The 21,573-nt window shown below is 75.8% G+C and carries 1 protein-coding gene; it reads left to right on the forward strand.

What is annotated here, in order from left to right; genetic code table 11:
• Positions 1-6 precede the first annotated feature (6 nt).
• Positions 7-21,519, forward strand: coding sequence for a non-ribosomal peptide synthetase (locus CC117_RS39930; protein ID WP_198541821.1), 21,513 nt, complete (start codon positions 7-9; stop codon positions 21,517-21,519).
• Positions 21,520-21,573: the final 54 nt, after the last annotated feature.

Here is a 21,573-nt window from a genome sequence, read left to right on the forward strand (position 1 = left end):
GGACACGTGGCCAGCCCCGACCCGCAGGAGCGCAAGCGCGAGCTGCTCCGCCGCCGCCTGGCGGCCGAGAGCCTCGCCTCGGCCGGGCCGGCCGACGTGGGCGCGCGGCGCAGCCGACTGCCCGGCGCGGGCCACCCGCTGAGCCCCGGGCAGCTGCGGATGTGGTTCCTGCAGCAGCTCGACCCGTCGAGCACCGCCTACAACGTGGCCGCCGCCTTCGACCTCACCGGCCCGGTGGACGCCGCCGCGCTGCACGACGCTCTGCGCGCGCTCGCCCACCGTCACGAGATCCTGCGCACGACCTACCGCTCCACGCCCGGCGGCCAGCCCGAACAGGTGGTGCACGCCGACCTGGAACCGGGCTGGTCCAGCCACGACGTCTCCGCTGACCTGTCCGCCGACCTCTCCGACGAGGTCTCCGCCGAGCCGGCGGGAGGGCGTGAGTCGCTCGTCGACGAGATCGCGCAGCGCGCCGCACGCCACGTCCTCGACCTCACCGCCGCCTCGCCGCTGCGGGTGACCCTGATCCGCACCGCGTCCGAGCGGCACGTCCTCGTCGTGGTCGCCCACCATGTGGCCTGGGACGACACCTCCTGGGAGATCTTCTTCCGGGAGCTGTTCGCCGACTACGACCGGCTGCGCGCCGGCGCCGGCGCGGCACCGGTGGACGTCCAGGCACCGCAGTACCTCGACCTGGCCGTGCCCGCCACCGCCGCCACCGCCGGCACCGCCGCGGGCACGGGTGCTGTTCCGGGTGCCCCGGCGGGCGTGGCGCCGGGCGACGCCGAGGCGCTCGCGTACTGGCGCGGCATCCTGACCGGGATGCCCGAACCGCTGCGGTTCACCGGCGGCGAGCAGACATCCGCCGCCAGGGACGCCGACGCCGACCGGGGCGGTCAGGTCGTCCACCGGGCGGCGGCCGGGACGGCGGCGCGGGTGCGGGCCTTCGCCGCCGACCACGGTGCCACACCGTTCATGGTGCTGCTCGCCGCGTTCGCCGGGGTGCTGCACCGGCACACCGGTGCCACCGACCTCGTCATCGGCTCCCCGGTGGTCAACCGGGACGCGCCGGGCGCGGACCGCCTCCTCGGCTACTTCGGGAACACCGTGGCCCTGCGGGTCGGCGTCCGGCCCGGCGACACCTTCGCAGACCTGCTGGCGCGGACCCGGCAGACCTGCCGCGGCGCGTTCGCCCACCAGCACGTCGACCTCGAGGACGTCGTCCGCGCCGCCAACCCGGACCGTTCCGACGGAGTCTGGAGCGTCTTCACCACGATGTTCGCGGTGCGGACGCCCGCCGCGGAGCACCTCGCCGCCCAGCAGCTGCGCGGCTCCCGGCGACCACTGCACCACGGCAGCTCCCAGTTCCCCCTCGGGGTCATGGCCGAGATCGGTGACGACCACCTCGACCTGGAAGCCACCTTCCTCATCGGGGAGGTGGCCGCCTCGACGGCCGCGGCGATGCTGCGCCACCTGGAGGCGTTCCTCGACCAGGCGCTGCGGCATCCGGACCGCCCACTGGCCTTTGTCGACCTGCTGACTCCCGCCGAACGTCACCRCATCCTCACCACGTGGAACGACACCGCGGCACCCAGCCCGGCGGCGACCTGGGTCGAGCTGTTCACCCGGCAGGCACGCGGGAACCCCGGCCACCCGGCCGTCGTGACCACCGACGACTCCCTCCCCGGCGCCTCCCTCACCTACGGCGAGCTGGCCGAACGCGCCGAGCTGCTCGCCGGCCGGCTGCGCGCGCTCGGCGCGGGCCCGGGCACCATCGTCGCACTGGCGCTGCCGCGCACCCCCGACCTGCTCGTGGCGCTGGTGGGCGTCGCCCGCACCGGCGCCGCCCACCTGCCGGTGGACCCCGACTACCCGGCCGACCGGATCAGCTTCGTCCTCGACGACGCGGCACCGGCGCTGCTGGTGACCACCCGCGAGCTCGCCGCCGACCTGCCCACCCCTGCCGGGACCAGGACAGTCCTCATGGACGCACCCGCCTCCGTGGAACCCGCGCCTGTCCCGCGAGCCGCGGACGGCGGCCCGGACGCGGCGGACGCGGCGGACCCGGCGGACCCGGCTGCTCTGACAGGGCCCGGTGCGCTGGCGGGCGCTGCCTACGTGATCTACACCTCGGGTTCGACCGGACGTCCGAAGGGCGTCGTCGTGCCGCACCGGGCGCTGACGAACTTCCTGGACTGCATGGTCGACCTGTTCGGGCTCGGCCCGGCGGACCGGGTGCTCGCGCTGACCACCCTGTCGTTCGACATCGCGGCCCTGGAACTGCTCGCCCCGCTGACCGCCGGGGCCACCGTCCACCTCGCCGGCCAGGACGAGGCCCGCGACCCGGCCGGCCTCGCCGCACTGCTCGCCGCGGGCACCCTCACGTTCGCGCAGGCGACACCGTCGATGTGGCAGTCGATCCTCGCGGCGGCCGGCGACGCGCGCTTCGGTGGCGTGCGCCTTCTCAGCGGCGGGGAGGGCCTGCCGGCCGGGCTGGCCGGTGCGCTCACCGCCCGCGCCGACGACGTCGTGAACATGTACGGCCCGACCGAGACGACCATCTGGTCGACGACCGGCCCGGTGCCGCCGGCCGGGGCGGCCGGGGCGGCCGGGGCCCGGCCGACCGTGGGACGCCCGATCCGCTCGACCCAGGTGTACCTGCTCGACGCCGGGCTCGCCCCGGTCGCCCCCGGCATGCTCGGCGAGCTCTACATCGGCGGCGACGGCGTCGCCGCCGGGTACCTGGGCCGCCCCGGGCTCACCGCGTCCCGCTTCGTGGCCGACCCGTTCGGTACCGGTGCGCGGATCTACCGCACCGGTGACCTGGCCCGCTGGACGTCCGACGGCGACCTGGACGTCGTCGGACGGGTGGACGACCAGGTCAAGCTGCGTGGCTTCCGGATCGAGCCGGGCGAGATCGAGGCGGTGCTGTCCACCCACCCGCAGGTGGGGCGCGCCGCCGTGATCGTCCGAGACGACGGTCCGGCCGGACGTCACCTCGTCGCCTACGTCGTCCCCGCCACCGCCACCGCCGGTGCCGCCGGTGTCACCGCGCCCGATCTGGCGGAGCTGCGTGCGCACGCGGCCGCCGCGCTGCCGGAGCACATGGTCCCCGCCGCGTTCGTGGTGCTGCCGGCGCTGCCGACGACGCCGAACGGCAAGCTCGACCGGCGGGCGCTGCCGCGTCCCGACCTCGCCGCCGCGGCGGGGTCGCGTGCGCCGGTCACGGAGGCCGAGGAACTGCTCTGCGAGCTGTTCGCGTCCGTCCTCGGAGTGGAGCGGGTCGGCGCCGACGACGCCTTCTTCCACCTCGGCGGCGACAGCATCCTGGCCTTCCAGCTGGTGGCCGGGGCGCGGGCCCGCGGGCTCACCTGCACCCTGCGGGACGTCTTCGCACATCCCACCCCCGCGGCCCTCGCCGCAGCCGCCGCCCCGACCGCGGACACCGTGAGCGGGGCGGGCGCCATGACCGGGGCGGGTGCCGGGACCGCCGCCGGCGCGGCGACCGACGGCGCGGTTCCCCCCGACGGGATCACGCTCGCCGGGGTCAGCCCGGCCGACGTCGAGCGGTGGCGTGAGCTCCACCCGGACCTGGCCGACGTCTGGCCGCTGTCGCCGCTGCAGTCCGGCCTGCTGTTCCACGCGCTGCTCGACGACGCCTCGGCGGACGCCTACATCCTGCAGTTTGTCGTGGACGTCCACGGAGACGTGGAGCCGGCGCGGCTGCGGGCCGCCGCCCGGGCCCTGTTCGACCGGCACCCGAACCTGTGCTCGGCGTTCGTCTACGACGGGGACGTCCCCGTCCAGATCGTGCCGGCGCGGATCGGTGAGGCGGCCTTCGACGAGGTGTGGACCGAGGTCGACCTGGCCGCGTGGCCGCGGGCGGAGGCCCTGGCCGAGGCCGAGCGCCTGGGGCGCGGCGACCGCCAGACCCCGTTCGACCTCACCGCCCCGCCACTGGTGCGCTTCCTGCTGCTGCGCACCGGCCCGCGGGAGTGGCGCCTCGCGGTCAGCCCGCACCACATCGTCCTGGACGGCTGGTCGGTGCCGCTGCTGCTGCGCGAGCTGTTCGGGCTCTACACCGCCGCCGGGGCCGGCCCGCCGGACGTCTCCGCTCCGGCGGCGACGGCACTGCCGCCCGCCCCGTCCTACCTGGACTACCTGCGCTGGCTCGCCGCCCGGGACAGCGAGGCGTCCCGGCGCGCCTGGGCCGCGATCCTCGACGGCGTCACCGAGCCGACCCTGCTCGCCGCCGCTGAGGCGACCGGCGCTGAGGCGACCGGCACTGAGATGACGGGCGCCGAGGTGACGGGCGCCGAGATGACCGCCACGCTGGAGCGCCACGCCGGCGCCGACCTGACTGCGCGGCTCGGTGGGCTCGTCCGCGCCCACGGCTCGACCCTCAACACGGTGCTGCGCGCCGCGTGGGCGATCGTGCTGGGCCGCGCCGTCGGCCGCGACGACGTCGTCTTCGGGACGTCCGTCGCCGGGCGCCCGGCCGAGCTGCCCGGCGCGGCGGAGATGGTGGGCCTGCTGCTCGCGACGGTGCCGGTGCGGGTCACCGTCGACCCGGCGGAGAGCTTCGCCGGGCTGCTCGAGCGCGTCCGTGCCGAGCAGGCGGCGACGTTCGACCATCACCACCTGGGGCTCGCCGAGATCCACGCGGCGGTGGGGCTGCCGGAGCTGTTCGACACCCTGCTCGTCCTGGAGTCCTACCCGTTCGACCAGGCCGGCCTGCTCGGGCCGGCCAGCGGCCTGACCCTGGCCGGTCTGACCGGCCACGACGCCACGCACTACCCGCTGACGATCCGGGTGATCCCGGGTGAGCGGCTGCGCTTCACCCTCAGCTACCGGCCGGACCGCCTGGACGGGGCTGCCGTCGCCGCGCTCGCCGACCGCCTCCTCGCCCTGCTCGCCGCCGCGGCGGTGGACCCGCTGCAGCCCGTCGGCGCCATCGGTGCGGCTGGCAAGGCCGCCGCCGCCGGCGAGGCCGCTGCGGTTGGTGCGGCCGGTGCCGTCGAGTCGTCCGGGGCCGGGCTGTCCGACGCCGGGGCGGTGACGCTGCCCGAGCTGTTCGAGGCCCAGGTGGCGCGGGTGCCCGGCAACGTCGCCGTGACCTGGGGCGACGTCCAGCTGACCTACGCCGAGCTCGACGCCGCGGCGAACCGCCTCGCCGGGCTGCTGGCCGCGCGTGGCGTCGGCGTGGAGTCGATCGTCGCCGTCGCGGTGCCGCGGTCGGTCGACCTGGTCGTCGCCCTGCTCGCGGTGCAGAAGGCGGGGGCCGCCTACCTGCCGCTCGACACCGCCTACCCGGCCGACCGGCTGGCCTACATGATCGCCGACGCGGCGCCGGCGTGCCTGGTGACGACGTCCGAGGCACTGCCGGCCGTCCCCGCGCGCACCAGGGTGCCGGTGATCACACTGGACGCTCCGCCCGTGGTCGCCGCGCTGGCAGAGCAGGCGTCCGAGCCGTTGGCGCCCGAGCGGCGGGCCCGTCCCGGCAACGCCGCCTATGTGATCTACACGTCCGGTTCGACAGGGCGTCCGAAGGGCGTCGTCGTCCCGCACCAGACCGTGACCAGGCTGTTCGCGCACACCCATCCGTGGTTCGGCTTCGACGAGACCGACGTGTGGACGATGTTCCACTCGGCGTCGTTCGACTTCTCCGTCTGGGAGCTGTGGGGGCCGCTGCTGTACGGCGGGCGGCTCGTCGTCGTCGACCACCACGTCTCGCGCTCCCCGGAGCTGTTCGAGCAGCTGCTGCGGCGCGAGTCGGTGACGGTGCTCAGCCAGACCCCGTCGGCGTTCGCTCAGCTCATYGAGGCCGACCGCGCCCGCCACGAAGCCCTGGGCGCCCCCGGGGCCGACAGCGCCGGTGCCGGGGAGGTCCCGGCGGAACTGGCGCTGCGCTACGTCGTGTTCGGTGGCGAGGCRCTCGACTTCGGCCGGCTGCCCGGCTGGTACGCCCGGCACCGCGACGACGCGCCCGTGCTCGTCAACATGTACGGGATCACCGAGACGACCGTCCACGTCACCTACCTGCGGCTGGACGAGCAGGTGGTCGCGGCGGCACGGGCCAGCCTGGTCGGCGAGCCGATCCCCGGCCTGCGGGTGCACGTCCTCGACCACCACCTGCAGCCGGTGCCCCTCGGCGGCGTCGGTGAGCTGTATGTCAGCGGCGGGCAGCTCGCCCGTGGCTATCTGGGACGTCCGGAGCTGACCGGCACCCGTTTCGTCGCGGACCCGTTCGGGCCCGCGGGTACGCGGATGTACCGCACCGGTGACCTCGCCCGGCGGACCGCCGGCGGCGAGGCAGGCGGCTTCGAGTACTTCGGCCGGGCCGACGACCAGGTCAAGATCCGCGGGTTCCGGATCGAGCTGGGGGAGATCCAGGCGGCGATCGCGACGCATCCGGTGGTGGAACAGGCCGTGGTGCTGGCCCGCGAGGACCAGCCGGGGCAGCTCCGGCTCGTCGGCTACGCCGTGCTCACCCCGGGTGCCCAGGTCGGCTCCGAGGAACTGCGCCGGCACGCCGCGGCCACCCTGCCCGACTTCATGGTCCCCGTCGCGGTCGTCGGGCTGGACGCGTTCCCGCTCACCGGCAACGGCAAGCTGGACCGCGCCGCGCTGCCCGCCCCGGACCTCGCGGGCGCGTCCACCGGCACCCGGGCGCGCACCGACCGCGAGCAGACGCTGTGCGACGTCTTCGCCGGCGTGCTCGGCCTGGAGCAGGTCGGGGTGGACGACGACTTCTTCACCCTCGGCGGCGACAGCATCAGCGCCATCCAGCTCGTCAACCGGGCCCGCCGCGAGCTGATCAGCTTCACCCCCCGGGACGTCTTCACCCACCGCACCCCGGCCGCACTCGCCGCCTCCGCCGGCTCCCTCGCCGTCCCCGCCGAGTCCGCCGGTCCCGTTTTCGCCGAGTCCGTCATGTCCGTCGGGCAGGGCGATGCCGCCGGTGCCCCGCAGGGGGATGCCGCGGCCTCCCCTCCGGCTGTGGCCGCGGCCGGGCCCGATCCCGAGGCGATCGGTGTGTTCACCCCGCTGCCGATCGTCGCCCGCCTCGCCGGCTGGGGCGGGCCGGTGCGCCGGTTCAACCAGGCGCTGCTGGTGACCGTCCCCGCCGGGATCACCGAGGACGTCCTGCGTACGAGCCTGCAGGCTCTGGTGGACCAGCACGACGCGCTGCGGGCCAGGCTGCTGCGGCCGACGCCGGCACTGTGGCTGATGGAGACCCGGCCCGCCGGCTCGGTACGGGTGGACGGCCTGCTGCGCCGGGTGGACGTCGCCGACCTCGACGAGGCCGGGCTGCGCGCGGCCGTCGCCGCCGAGTCCGACGCGGCCGCCGGGGCGCTCGACCCCGAGACCGGCGTGGTGCTGCGGGTCACCTGGCTCGACGCCGGCCCGGCCCGCCCCGGGCGGCTGCTGCTGGTCGGTCACCACCTCGTCGTCGACGGTGTGTCGTGGCGGATCCTGCTCGCCGACCTGCAGACCGCCTCGGCGGCGGTGCGCGCCGGCTCGCAGCCCCGGCTGGACCCGGTCGGCACGTCCCTGCGCGGTTTCGCCCGGGTCGTCGCCGAGCGGGCTCAGGACCCGGCCCGTCTCGCCGAGCTCACCCACTGGACGGAGACCCTCGCGCCGGGCGGCCGCCTGCTGGACCACGCCCCCGCGACCCAGGCCACTCCCGCCACTCCCGCCACTCCCGCCGCGGCCGGCACCGTCGCGCAGACCGGCCGGCATGTCGTGGAGGTCCCGGCGGAGGTCACCGCGCCGCTGCTGACCTCGCTGCCGGCGGCCGCACGGGTGGACGTCACCGAGGTGCTGCTGGCCGCACTGCGCACGGCCGTCTCCGCGTGGCGGCACGGCCAGGGCTGGGACGCCGCGACCGACCTGCTCGTCGACCTCGAGCGCCACGGCCGCGACCCGATCGCCCCCGAGGTCGACCTCGCCCGCACGGTCGGCTGGTTCACCTCGATCGCACCCGTCCGGCTGTCTGCCGACAACCGGACCACCGCGGCCGGGACCACCGCGGCCGGGACCAGCGAGGCCGGGGCTGCGGGCGTCGGGGTGGCGGGCACGCTTGCCGCCGTCGCGGCCCGCCTGCGCGCCGTCCCGGACGGCGGCGCCGGGTTCGGGATGCTGCGCTACGCCAACGCGGCCGCGGCGCCGGTGCTGGCCGGGCTGGAACGCCCGGAGATCCTGTTCAACTACCTGGGGCGGTTCGGCGCCGACGCGGCGGACGCCTGGGCGCCGGCCCCCGAGCTCGACGCGCTGGCCGCCGACCCGGACCAGGAGATGGGCGTCGCCTACCCGCTGACGGTCGACGCCGTCTGCGTGCAGACACCCGCCGGGCCCGTCCTGCGGGCGACATTCACCCATCTGACGACGCTGATCGACCCGGTCTCGGCCGCGGCCCTCGGCGCCGCCTGGCGCGACGCCCTGGTCGCCCTGTCCACCCTCGACCCGTCGGCCGTGTCCGGTGCGGGTGGCACGGCACCGGCACCGGCACCGGCACCGGCGTCCGGTGATCTCGTCGAGCTGTCGCCGCGGGAGCGGGCGCGGGTCGAGGCGGCGAGCCCCGGCCCGGTCTCCGAGATCTGGCCGCTGTCACCGCTGCAGGAGGGTCTGTTCTTCCACTCGGCGTTCGACCGCTCCAGCGACGCGTACACCGCGCAGTTCGCCCTCGACTTCGGCCACCGGTTCGACGTCGACCGGCTGCGCCGCGCCTGCGAGACGTTCCTTCGCCGCAACCCGACCCTGCGGGCCGGCTTCGTCGGTGACGGGCTGCCCACCCCGGTGCAGTTCGTCGTCACGGAGGTGCCCGCACCGCTGTCGGAGATCGACCTCACCGGCCTGCCCGAACAGGAACGGCTGGTGCGGGCCGAGCAGATCGCCGAGCGTGACCGGTCCCGGCCGTTTGACGTCGCCCGTCCGCCGCTGTGGCGGCTGACCCTGCTGCGCCTCGGCGACAGCCATGACCGGCTGGTGTTCAACCGGCAGGTGCTGGTCTGGGACGGCTGGTCCGGAGCGCTGGTCATCGACCAGCTCCTCGGCCTCTACGAGCGCGGCGGCGACGACGACGGGCTGCCCGTCCCGGCCGCCTCGTACCGCGACTTCCTGGTGTGGCTGCAGGCTCGGGACACCGAGGCCGCCAGGGAGGCGTGGCGGTCGGCGCTGGCCGACCTCGACGGCCCGACACTGGTCGTCCCGGAGGCCCGGGGGCTGCCGCCGGTCGAGCCGGGGCGGATCACCGCCGAGGTTCCCGAGGCGACGGCGAGCGCCGTGCGGGAGCTGTCCCGTCGGCACGGCATCACGGTGAACACGGTGTTCAACACGGCCCTGGCGTTCGTCCTCGGCGGTGCGGTGGGCTCCGACGACGTCGTGTTCGGCACCACCGTCGCCGGCCGGCCGACCGACGTCGACGGCATCGACGAGGTCGTCGGCCTGTTCCTCAACACGGTGCCGGTGCGGGTGCGGATGGACCCGCAGGAGCCCGTCCTCGCCCTGCTGCGCCGCGTCCAGGACCAGCGGGTCGAGCTGATGGACCACGAGTACCTGGGCCTCGGCGACATCCAGCGCGCCGCCGGCAGCACCGTGCTGTTCGACACCCTGTACGTGCTGCAGAACTTCATCGACGAGGTGGCGACCGAGCAGAGCAGCGACCGGTTCGGGATCACCGGTGGCACCAGCATCGACCACACGCACTATCCGCTCACGTTCGTGCTGTTCCCCGGCGCGCGCATCACCGTGCGCCTGGAGTACCGCCCGGACGTCGTCGACGTCACCCGTGCCCGCGCGCTGTTCGACCGGTTCCTCGGGCTTCTCGACGAGCTCGTCCGGGACGTCTCCGCACCCGTCGGGTCGGTCGAGGTGCTGCTGCCGGCGGAGCGGGCGGCGCTCGCCGCAGACTGGTCGCGCCCGTTCCTCCCGGTCGGGACGGAGACCGTCGCCGACCTGCTGGCCGCGCAGGCGGCCCGCACACCCGAGCTGACCGCGCTCGTCCTCGGCGACGAGCGCGTCACCTACGCCGAGCTCGACGCGCGGGTGAACCGGATGGCCCGGCTGCTGCTGGCCCGCGGCGCGGGCCCGGAGACGGTGGTGGCCCTCGGGCTCGGCCGCTCGGTGAACATGGTCGTGGCGCTGTTCGCCGTGCTGCGCACCGGCGCCGCCTACCTCCCGCTGGAACTGGACCACCCGCCGGCCCGCCTGCTCGGCATGGTCGCCGACGCCGGCGCCGGGCTCCTGGTGGCGACCGCCGCCACCGCCGCCTACCTGGACGGCCCCGCCGCCGCCCCGGCCGGCGCGGCGCGCCTGCTGCTGGACGACCCGGCGACGGCCGCGGCGCTCGCCGCCGCCGACGGGGGTGCGCTGTCCGACGCCGAGCTGGGCGCGTTCGCCCGCGACCGCGCGGGCCGCCTCGACCACCCGGCCTACGTCATCTACACCTCGGGCTCGACGGGACGTCCCAAGGGCGTCGTGACGCCGTACCGGGGCCTGACGAACATGCAGCTCAACCACCAGGCGGAGATCTTCGCCCCCGCGGTGGCGGCGGCCGGCGGGCGGCGGCTGCGCATCGCGCACACCGTCTCGTTCGCGTTCGACATGTCCTGGGAGGAGCTGCTCTGGCTCGTCGAGGGACACGAGGTCCACGTCTGCGACGAGAACCTGCGCCGGGATGCCGAGGCGCTGGTGGCGTACTGCGACACGCACCGCATCGACGTCGTCAACGTGACCCCGACCTACGCCCACCACCTGATCGAGCTGGGCCTGCTCGACCACGCCGGTGGGGGGCACCGGCCGCCGCTGGTCATGCTCGGCGGCGAGGCCGTCTCGGAGGCGGTGTGGAGCCGGCTGCGCGACACCGAGGGCACGGCCGGCTACAACCTGTACGGCCCGACCGAATACACGATCAACACCCTTGGCGGCGGCACCGCGGACAGCGCCACGCCGACCGTCGGCCGGCCCATCCGCAACACCCGCGCCTACATCCTGGACGGCTGGCTGCGCCCGGTGCCGGACGRCATCCCCGGTGAGCTCTACATCGCCGGCGACGGGCTGGCCCGCGGCTACCTGGACCGGTTCGGCCTGACCGCCGCCCGGTTCGTCGCCGACCCGCACACACCGGGCGGGCGGATGTACCGCACCGGCGACCTCGTCGTGCGGGGAGCGGACGGGAACCTGGACTTCCTCGGCCGCACCGACGAACAGGTCAAGATCCGCGGTTACCGGGTGGAGCTTGGGGAGATCACCACCGCGCTCGACCGCCACCCCCGGGTCAGCCAGGCCGCGGTCGTCGCCACCGACGACACCGGCGCGCCGGGGACCCGCCGGCTGGTCGCCTACGTGGTGCCCGCAGAGCTGACCGCCGCAGACCGGGCAGCCGTCGAGGCCGACCAGGTCGGCGAGTGGCAGCAGGTCTACAGCGACGAGTACGTCCAGATCCCGACCGCGGTGCACCAGGAGGACTTCGCCGGGTGGGACTCCAGCTACGACGGGCAGCCCATCCCGCTGGAGCACATGCGTGAGTGGCGGTCTGCGACCGTCGAGCGCGTCCGCGCCCTCGCCCCGCGCCGCATCCTGGAGATCGGCGTCGGCACCGGCCTGCTGCTCGGCCAGCTCGCACCGGGCTGTGAGAGCTACTGGGGGACGGACTTCGCCCGCCCGGTGATCGACAAGCTGCGCACCGAGGTCGCCGCCGACCCGCAACGGCTGTCCGGCGTCGAGCTGCGCTGCCAGCCGGCGCACGTGACCGACGGCCTGCCCACCGGGTTCTTCGACGTCGTCGTGATCAACTCGGTGATCCAGTACTTCCCGAGCCCGGACTACCTGCGCTCGGTCCTGCGCGCCGCGCTCGACCTGCTCGTGCCCGGCGGCGCCCTGTTCGTCGGCGACGTGCGGAACCTGGCCCGGCTGCGAACCTTCCACACGGCGATCGAGGCCGGCCGCTCCGGCGGCGCGGACCGCGGCGGCGACCTCACCCGGCTCGCCGCGGCCGTGGACCGGCGGGTCCGGCTCGACAAGGAGCTGGTGCTGGCACCGGAGTTCTTCACCGAGCTCGCGCGGGAGACCGGCGCCGAGGTGTCGCTGCGGGTCAAACGCGGCTCGTTCCACAACGAGCTGACCCGCCACCGGTTCGACGTCGTGCTCTCCCGCCCCGCCGCGACCGGCGCCCCGGACGCGCTGGCGTCCGCGGGTAGTCCGGCGTCCGCGGGCAGTCCGGCGTCCACGGGCGGGCCGCTGTCCGCGGGCGGGTCGCCGGTGCGTCTCGCTGGCGCGCCGACCCTGCTCTGGGGGAGCTCGCAGGTCACCGACCTGGCGGCAGTCGAGACGCACCTGCGTGAGCAGCGCCCGGTGCTGCTGCGGGTGGCCGGCATCCCCGACGCGCGGGTCGCCGCCGAGCTCGCCCTCGCCGCGCGCGTCAGCGGCGCCGAGCCCGCGGGCCCGGCTGCCGCGGTCGACCCGGAGGAGCTGTTCGCGCTGGCCGACCGGCTCGGGTATGAGCAGCACCTGACGCTGTCGGCGGCTGATCCCGGGCTGCTGGACGCGGTCTTCGTCCGCACGGAGGCCGTCGTGGCTGGTCCGCGGGTCGACGGCTACCTGCCCGACCCGGTCCCGGTGCCCAGCGTGCCGCTCGCGAACGATCCGACGGCGGCCCGCGGCGACGCCGCGATCGCTGCCGTGCTGCGCGCCGATCTCACCGCCGTCCTGCCGGACTACATGGTTCCCGCCGCCTACGTGACGCTGCGGGAGATCCCGCGCACCGCGAACGGCAAGCTGGACGTGGCGAGCCTGCCCGCGGCCGAGCCGTCGGTGGCCCTGGTTGCCTCCCGCCCGGCGTCGTCACCGGCCGAGGTGGCGCTCTGCGCCCTGTACGCCGAGGTGCTCGGACTGCCCGAAGTAGGCGTGGAGGACGACTTCTTCGCCCTGGGTGGCCACTCGCTGCTGGCCACCCGCCTGGTCAGCCGGGCCCGCGTGGACCTCGGCGCCGACCTGGCCATCCGCGACCTGTTCGAGGCGCCGACGGTGGCCGCGCTCGCGGCGCGTGTCGCCGCGGCCGGCGGTGCGCCCGACGTGGCGTCACCGGGGGCGTCGCCCCGCCCGCAGTTGCGCCCGGCGCAGCGGCCCGAGTGCGTACCCCTGTCGTCGGCGCAGCAGCGCCTGTGGCTGGTCGACAGGTTCGCGGACGGTACCGACGCCTACAACTACCCGCTGGTGATCCGCCTGCACGGCCGGGTCGACGTCGAAGCGCTGCGGCTGGCGGCGGCGGACGTGGCGGCTCGCCACGAGATCCTGCGCACCGTCGTGGCGGAGCACGAGGGGGAGGCCTACCAGCGGATCCTCGCCCCGGACGAGGCCCTCCCGCCGGTCCGGGCCGTCGACCTGACCACGGGCGCCGACCTGGCGGCCGGGGCCGGCCTGGTGGCGGAGACGGCGCTGGAGCGGGCGGTCGAGGAGTTCGTCGCCGAACCGTTCGACCTGCGGTCCGACCCGCCGCTGCGGCTCGCCGTGTTCCAGACCGGGCCGCCCGGATCCGCGGTGGAGTCGGTGCTCGCGGTCGTCCTGCACCACATCGCGACCGACGAGTGGTCGGACCGGCCGTTCCTGGAGGACCTCGACGCTGCCTACGCGGCGCGCAGGGCCGGCCGGGCCCCCGACTGGGAGCCGCTGCCCGTCCAGTACGCCGACTACACCCTCTGGCAGGCCGAGCTGCTCGGCGACCCCGCGGACCCGGCGTCGCTCGCCGGCCGCCAGCTCGCCTACTGGCAGCAGGCGCTGCGCGGCATGCCCGAGGAGATCGCGCTGCCGCTGGACCGGCCGCGCCCCGCCGTCCGCGGCGGCACGGGCGGGCGGGAGATCCGAGAGCTGCCCGCCGCGACCGTGACGGCGCTGCGCGCCCTGTGCGCGCGCACCGGCGCGAGCATGTCGATGCTCGCCCACGCGGCGACCGCGACCCTGTTGCACCGGTTCGGGGCCGGCGACGACATCCCGCTGGGGGTGCCGATCGCGGGCCGCACCGACACCGCCCTCGACCGCCTCATCGGCTTCTTCGTCAACACCCTGGTGTTGCGCTCCGACCTGTCCGGGGAGCCGACGTTCGCCGAGCTGCTGGCCCGCACCCGGGAGACCGACCTGGGGGCGTTCGACCACGCGGACGTGCCGTTCGAACAGGTCGTCGCGGCGGCCAACCCGCGCCGCTCGGCCGGGCGCAACCCGCTGTTCCAGGTGATGACCGGCTACCACCGCCTCGTCGAGGACGAGCACACCCTGTTCGGCCTGCCGACGACCTGGCTGCTCACCGAGGCCGGCACGGTCAAGTTCGACCTGGATGTCACCTTCGTCGACCGAGCCGCGAGTGACCGGATCACCCTGCTCGTCGAGTACGCCCTGGACGTCTGGGATCCCGCTACCGCCCGCGGCCTCGCCGACCGGCTGGCCGCCCTCCTCGACGCGCTCGCGCGGGAGCCGGACCGCCCCGTCGGCCGCCTCGACCTGCTCGGCCCGGCAGCTGCCGGTGCGGGTGCCACGTCCGGTCCTGGTGCCATGTCCGGTGCCGGTGCGGAGGCCGGTGCCCGGGGCGATGAGCGGGAGCGGGCGCTGCGTGGGCTCGCCGGCCCGCGCCGCGAACCCGCGCGGCCCACCGCCGTGGAGCTGTTCGCCGCCACAGCCGCCGCCTTCCCGCATGTCCCGGCGCTGGTCACCGGGGGCGAGGAGCTGACCTTCGCCCAGCTGTCGGCGCGAGTCGACGCCATCGCCGCCCTGGTCGCCGGCCGCGGCGCCGGTCCCGAGGATGTCGTCGCCCTCGCGCTGCCGCGGGCCCGGATGGTGTCCGCCCTCCTCGGCGTCATGGCGGCTGGCGCGGCGTACCTGCCGCTCGACACCGACCACCCCACCGAGCGACTCTCCTTCCTGCTCACCGACGCCGCACCGCGGCTCGTGCTCACCACTGCGGCACTCGCCGGACGGCTCCCGGCGATCAACGCCGAGGCCGACCCCGCCGTCGGCTCCGGAAGCGGCTCCGGCACCGAGGTGATCGTGCTCGACGACCCGGCTGTCGCCGCGGAGATCGCGGCGGGTGCCGGCGGCCGCTCCGCCGCGCCGGCGGGCCGGCCGCTGCCCCGGCCTGGCAACGCCGCCTACGTGATCTACACGTCCGGGACGACGGGACGTCCGAAAGCCGTCGTCGGCACGCACCGGGGGCTGGTGAACCTGTTCACGGCGCACCGGGCGGACCTGATCGACCCCGCCGTGGCCAGCCGCGGTGACGGGGAGCCGTGGCGCGCCGTCCACGCCGCGTCGTTCAGTTTCGACGGATCGTGGGAGCCGCTGCTGTGGCTGCTCGCCGGGCACACCGTGCACGTCGTCGACGAGGTGACGATGCGCGACCCGGCGGCGCTGGCCGGATATGTGACCGAGGCCGGGATCGACGTCCTCGACGTCACCCCGACCTACCTGCGGGAGCTCGCCCACCACGGCTTTCTCGACGGTGACCGGCTGCCCGCGGTGATGCTCGTCGGCGGTGAGGCGACCGCGCCGCCGCTGTGGGAGCGGCTGCGCGCCCTGCCCGGGGTGAGCGCGCACGACCTGTACGGCCCGACCGAATACAGCGTCGACGCCTACGGGTGGCACGGTGACGGCACTGCCGGGCCGATCGCGAACACCCGCGCCTACGTGCTCGACGCCGGGCTCGGGCCCGTCCCGGACGGCGTGCCCGGCGAGCTCTACCTGGCCGGTCCCGGGTTGGCCCGCGGCTACCTCGGGCGGCCGGGGCTGAGCGCCAGCCGGTTCGTCGCCGACCCGGCCGGCCCCGCCGGCGGGCGCATGTACCGCACAGGCGACCGGGTGCTGCGCCGGGCCGACGGGACGCTGGTCTTCCTCGGCCGGGTGGACGACCAGGTCAAGGTGCGCGGATTCCGGATCGAGCCGGGTGAGGTCGAGGCGGCGCTTTCGGCGCTGCCCGGCGTCGGCGCCGCGGCCGTCGTCGTCCGGGAGGACACCCCGGGCGACCCGCGCCTGGTCGCCTACGTCGTCGCCGACGGTATGGGCGGTGCCGCGGGCGGTGGTCCTGGCGCGCTGGGTCTCAGCGCGCTGCGGGCCGAACTCGCCCGGACACTGCCCGCGCACCTGGTGCCGGCCGCGTTCGTCGCCGTCGCCGCACTGCCGCGCACTGTCAGCGGCAAGCTGGACCGCGCGGCCCTGCCCGCCCCGGACGACCAGGCCGGGCCGGTGGGCCGGCGCCCGCGCGGGGCCCGCGAGAAGCTGCTGGCCGACCAGTTCACAGCCGTCCTCGGCACGGCCGCCGTCGGCGCCGACGACGACTTCTTCGCCCTCGGCGGGCACTCGCTGCTCGCGATGCGGCTGCGCAGCCGCATCCGGGCCGTGTTCGGCGTGGAGATCTCCCCGCGGGAGATCTTCGATGCGCCGACCGTCGCGGGCCTGGCGACCCGCCTGGAGGGGGCCGCGGCCGCCACGCGTCCCGCCCTGCGGCCCGCCGAGCGGCCGGCCCGCCCGCCGCTGTCGCACGCCCAGTCCCGGCTGTGGGTGCTCGGGCAGGTCGAGGGGCCCAGCGCCACCTACAACATCCCCGTCACCTGGCGGCTGGACGGCCCGCTGGACGTCGACGCACTGCGCGCCGCCGTCGACGACGTCGTCGCCCGCCACGAGGCGCTGCGCACCGTCTTCCCCGCCCCGGACGGCGTGCCGCACCAGCGGGTCCTCGACCCCGCCGAGGCGCACGTGGCCGTCGACCTGATCGACCTCACCCCGGCCGACGCCGGTGCCGTTGCCGACGCCGGCGCCGATGCGAGAGCCGGTTCCGGCAGCGACGAGCTGGCCGGGCATCTGGAACGGGCCGCGGCCGGCGTGTTCGACCTCGAGGCAGACCTGCCGGTACGGGTCACCGTGGTACGGCTCGGGTCGGACCTGCACGTGGTGCAGTTCCTCGTCCACCACATCGCGGCCGACGAGGGCTCCGACCGGGCGCTGGCCCGCGACCTGTCGACGGCCTACCGGGCACGCCTGCGCGGCGAGGCCCCGGACTGGGCGGCGCTGCCGGTCCAGTACGTCGACTACACGCTGTGGCAGCGCGAGCTGCTCGGCGACGAGACCGACCCGGCGAGCCTGGTCGCCGCCCAGCGGGAGTTCTGGCGGCGCGAGCTGGCGGGCCTGCCGGCCGAGCTGGCCGTGCCCACCGACCGGGCCCGCCCGGCCGAGCCGTCCCACCGCGGCGGCGTCGTCGAGCTGACCTGGGACCCTGAGTTGCTCGACCGGCTGCGCGAGCTTGCCCGGGCACACGACGTCAGCCTGTTCATGGTGCTGCAGGCGCTCGTCGCCACGCTGCTGCACCGGCTCGGCGCCGGTGACGACATCCCGATCGGCAGCCCGGTGGCGGGCCGTGCCGACGAGCGGCTCGACGAGCTGGTCGGCTTCTTCCTGAACACGCTGGTGCTGCGGGCGGACCTGTCTGGCCCGGTGAGCTTCGGTGAGCTGCTCGGCCGGGTCCGTGCCGCGGACCTCGCCGCGTTCGACCACCAGGATCTGCCGTTCGACCGGGTCGTGGAGGCGGTCAACCCGCCGCGGTCACTGGCCCGGCACCCGCTGTTCCAGGTGATGGTCGTGCACCTGCCGGCGGTTGACGCCGCCGACGGCCTCGACCTGCCCGGGGTCACGGCCCGGCCGGAGCCGGTGCGCGCCGCCACCGCCAAGTTCGACCTGTCGTTCGACTTCCTGGAGCGCCCGGCCACCGGCGCCGCGGGTGCCGATGGTGCTGCGGGTGCCGATGGGGCTGCGGGTACGGAGCTGGCGGTCGGCCTCGCCTACAGCGCGGACCTGTTCGACCGCGGCACCGCCGAGGTGCTCGGCCGCCGGCTGCGGCTGCTGGCCGAGGCCGTCCTTGCCGCCCCGGGAGCGCCGGTGTCGACCCTGCCGGTTCTGGACGGAGCCGAGCACGAGCTGGTGGTCAGCGGGTTCAACCGCACTGCCCGCCAGGTCACCGAGTTGACCTGGCCCGCGGCGTTCGAGGCATGCGCCGACCGTGACCCGGCCGCGGTGGCCGTCGTCTGCGAGGACGTCGCACTGACCTACGCCGAGCTGGACGCGCGGGCCAACCGGCTCGCCCGCCTGCTCACCGCCCGCGGCGCCGGGCCGGAGTCGGTGGTGGCCGTCGCGGTGCCGCGTTCGGCCGACCTGGTCGTGGCGCTGCTGGGGGTGCTGAAGGCGGGGGCGGCCTACCTGCCCCTCGACCTGGACCACCCGGCCGACCGGGTCGCCTTCATGATCGGCGAYGCGGGTGCCCGGCTCGTGGTCTCCTCCCGGGGCCACGCCGAGGAGCTGATCGCCCTCGGCGGCCTGGGCCCGGACGGGGAGCGCCCCGAGCTGGTGCTCCTCGACGATCCCGAGACGATCGCCGCGCTCGCCGTCTGCGAGCCGACCCGGCCGGCCACCGCCCCCGCCGGGCTCGACAGCGCCGCCTACGTGATCTACACGTCGGGGTCGACGGGACGTCCCAAGGGTGTCATCGCCACCCACGAGGGCATCGGCAGCCTGGTCGCGACAGCCGTGGACCGGCTGGGGGTGGACCGGGCGTCGCGGGTCGTGCAGTTCGCCTCGGTCGGGTTCGACGTCACCGTGTTCGACCTGTGCATGGCCCTGTGTGTCGGCGGACGGGTGATCATGGTGCCGGCGCACCGGCGGGTCGCCGGGCCGGAGCTGACCGACTACCTGGCCGAGCAGGGCGCCACCCACATGATCCTGCCGCCGGCGCTGGTGGCCGCGCTGCCGGCCGACTGCGAGCTGCCGGCCGGCGCCGTGCTGGTGGTGGGCACCGAGACGGTGCCGATCGAGACGGTGCGCCGCTGGTCGCGCCACCTGCGGGTGGTCGCCGCCTACGGTCTCACCGAGGCGACGGTCAACTCCACGCTGTGGCGGGCGGACCCGGACTGGTCCGGCCCGGTGCCGATCGGTGTGCCCGATCCGAACACCCGCACGTACGTGCTGGACGGCGCGCTGCGCCCGGTCGGCGTCGGTGTCGTCGGGGAGCTGTACGTGGGCGGGCGCGGGCTGGCCCGCGGGTACCTCGGCCGGCCGGGCCTGACCACGTCCCGGTTCGTCGCCGACCCGTTCGGCGGCCCCGGCGACCGGCTGTACCGGACGGGCGACCGGGCTCGCTGGCGTCCCGGCGGCATCCTGGACTTCCTCGGCCGGTCCGACGACCAGATCAAGATCCGGGGCCACCGGATCGAGCCCGGCGAGGTCCAGTCCGTGCTGATGCGGCACCCGGACGTCCGGCAGGCGGTCGTCCTCGCCCGGGCCGACGGCGGCGGCCCGCTGCGGCTCGTCGCCTACGTGGTGCCCGAACGGGACGGGCTCGACCCGGCCGAGCTGCGGGTGTACACGGCCGAGTCGCTGCCCGAGTACATGGTGCCGGCGGCGGTCGTGCCGGTCGCCGGGCGGCTGCCGATGACACCCAACGGCAAGCTCGACCGGGCGGCACTGCCCGTGCCCGACTTCGCCGCCTCGGCGGCCGGACAGGCCCCCGCCTCCGCGGCGGAGGAGCGGCTGTGCGCGCTGTTCGCCGAGGTTCTCGGGCTGCGGGGCGGCGGCGGGATACCGGCGGTCGGCGCCGAGGACGACTTCTTCGCCCTCGGCGGCGACAGCATCATCGCGATGCAGCTGGTGAGCCGGCTGCGCCGGGACGGGCACGACATCCGGCCGGCGCAGGTGTTCAGGCACCGCACCCCCGCCGCGCTCGCGGCGGCGCTCGGCCTGCCCGCAGGAACGGGCGGAACCGCCGGCGACGCCGGCCAGCCGGGTGACGGGGTCGGTGTGGTGCCGCCGACGCCCCCGCTGCTCGCGCTGCGGGCCACCGGCGCGGGCGTGGAGGGGTTCTCGTCGCCGATCCTCCTGCAGGTCCCGGGCACGGTCACCCTGCCTGTGCTGGGCGCCGCGCTGGCCGCGCTGGCCGAGCGGCACGACCTGTTGCGGGCGCGCCTGATGCGCCCGTCCCGCAGCCCGCTGCCCGACGGTTGGCCGGCGGTCAGCGCCGACGGTGGCGAGGCGTGGTACCTCGACGTCCCGCCGGCAGGCGCCGACGGCGTCGGCGGCTGGCTGCGGCGGGTCGAGGTGGGCACCGGCGACGACCTCGGCCGGCTGCTCGCCGACGAGGCCCGGCGGGCGGACGGCGAGCTGGATCCGGACGGCGGTGAGATGGTCCGCGCGGTCTGGTTCGACGCCGGGCGCGACACCCCGGGCCGGCTGCTGCTCCTGGTGCACCACCTGGTGATCGACGGCGTGTCCTGGCGGATCCTGCTCGACGACCTCGCCGCCGCCTGGCGGACGCTCGCCGGTGGCGGAATCCCGGTGCTGCCGGCGGTGCCGACGTCCTACCGCCGCTGGGCCACGGAGATCACCGAGCGGGCCGGCGGCACCGCCCGCGAGGCGGAGCTGGCCTTCTGGCTGGCGACGGTCGAGGGCGGCGCCCCGCTGCCGTCACGCCCAGCCGGCCCGGTGCCGGCCCTCCCGCCCGCCGGTGTGACGCTGCGGACCGAGCCCGCCGCCGATCGGCCGGAGCCTGCCGCCGCGGGCGCGGTGACCGTGACCGTTCCCGCCGGCTGGGCCGGTGATGTTCTGACGACTGCGCCTGCGGCGTGGAAGGCCGGCGTCGACGACGTCCTGCTCACCGCGCTCGCACTGGCGATCGCCGACTGTCGCCGCCGCTGGGTCGCAGACGGAGGGGGCGAGGCAGACGGAGCGGGCGAGGCAGACAGCGCGGCCGGCGCCGGCGCGGCGGGCAGCCCAGGCGCGGCGGACGGCCTGGGCGGTGCGGGCGGGATCGTCGTGGCGCTGCAGAGCCACGGCCGTGGGGAGCCGACCGCCGCGGACGCGGACCTGACCCGCACCGTGGGCTGGTTCGCCGACGTCTACCCGCTCTGCCTCGACCAGCGCCCGGTCGACCTCGGCGCGGGCGAGAGCGGGCCTGTTCCCGCCGTCGCGCCGCACACCCCGCCGGACGTCCGGTCGCACCACCCGCTGGACGTCCCGTCCGATGTTCCTCTGGACGACGAGCTCGGCGCGGCACTCGACGCCGCGGTGGCGGACGTCCAGCGGCGGCGGGCCGCGGTGCCCGGCGACGGCGGCGGCTACGGGCTGCTGCGCCACCTCAACCCGCGCACGGCACCGGTGCTCGCCCGGGCGACGTCGCCGGAGGTCTACCTCAACTACGAGGGGCGGTGGTCGCGCCCCGAACCCGCCGACTGGGACGTCGCGGCGGAGGACGAGGGCCTGTTCGCCGGCTGGAACTCCGAACGCCCCGACCCGTTCCCGCTGACGGCCATCGTCCGGGTGCTCGACCTGCCGGCCGGGCCTGAGCTGGTCGCGCGGTGGACGTCGGGCCCCGGTGGGCCGTCCACCGAGGCCCTCGCGGACCTGGCCGCCGCGTGGACTCGCGCGTTGTCGCTGCTCTGCACACGGGCGAGGCAGTTGCGGCAGCACACAACAACTGTCGTACTTCCTGTTAATTAGGTTAAGCTAACCAAAATTCACTTAGCGGATGCCTTGTCACGATGTCGCTACGTA

The sequence above is a fragment of the Parafrankia colletiae genome, assembly GCF_001854655.1.
Classification (GTDB): Bacteria; Actinomycetota; Actinomycetes; order Frankiales; family Frankiaceae; genus Parafrankia; species Parafrankia colletiae.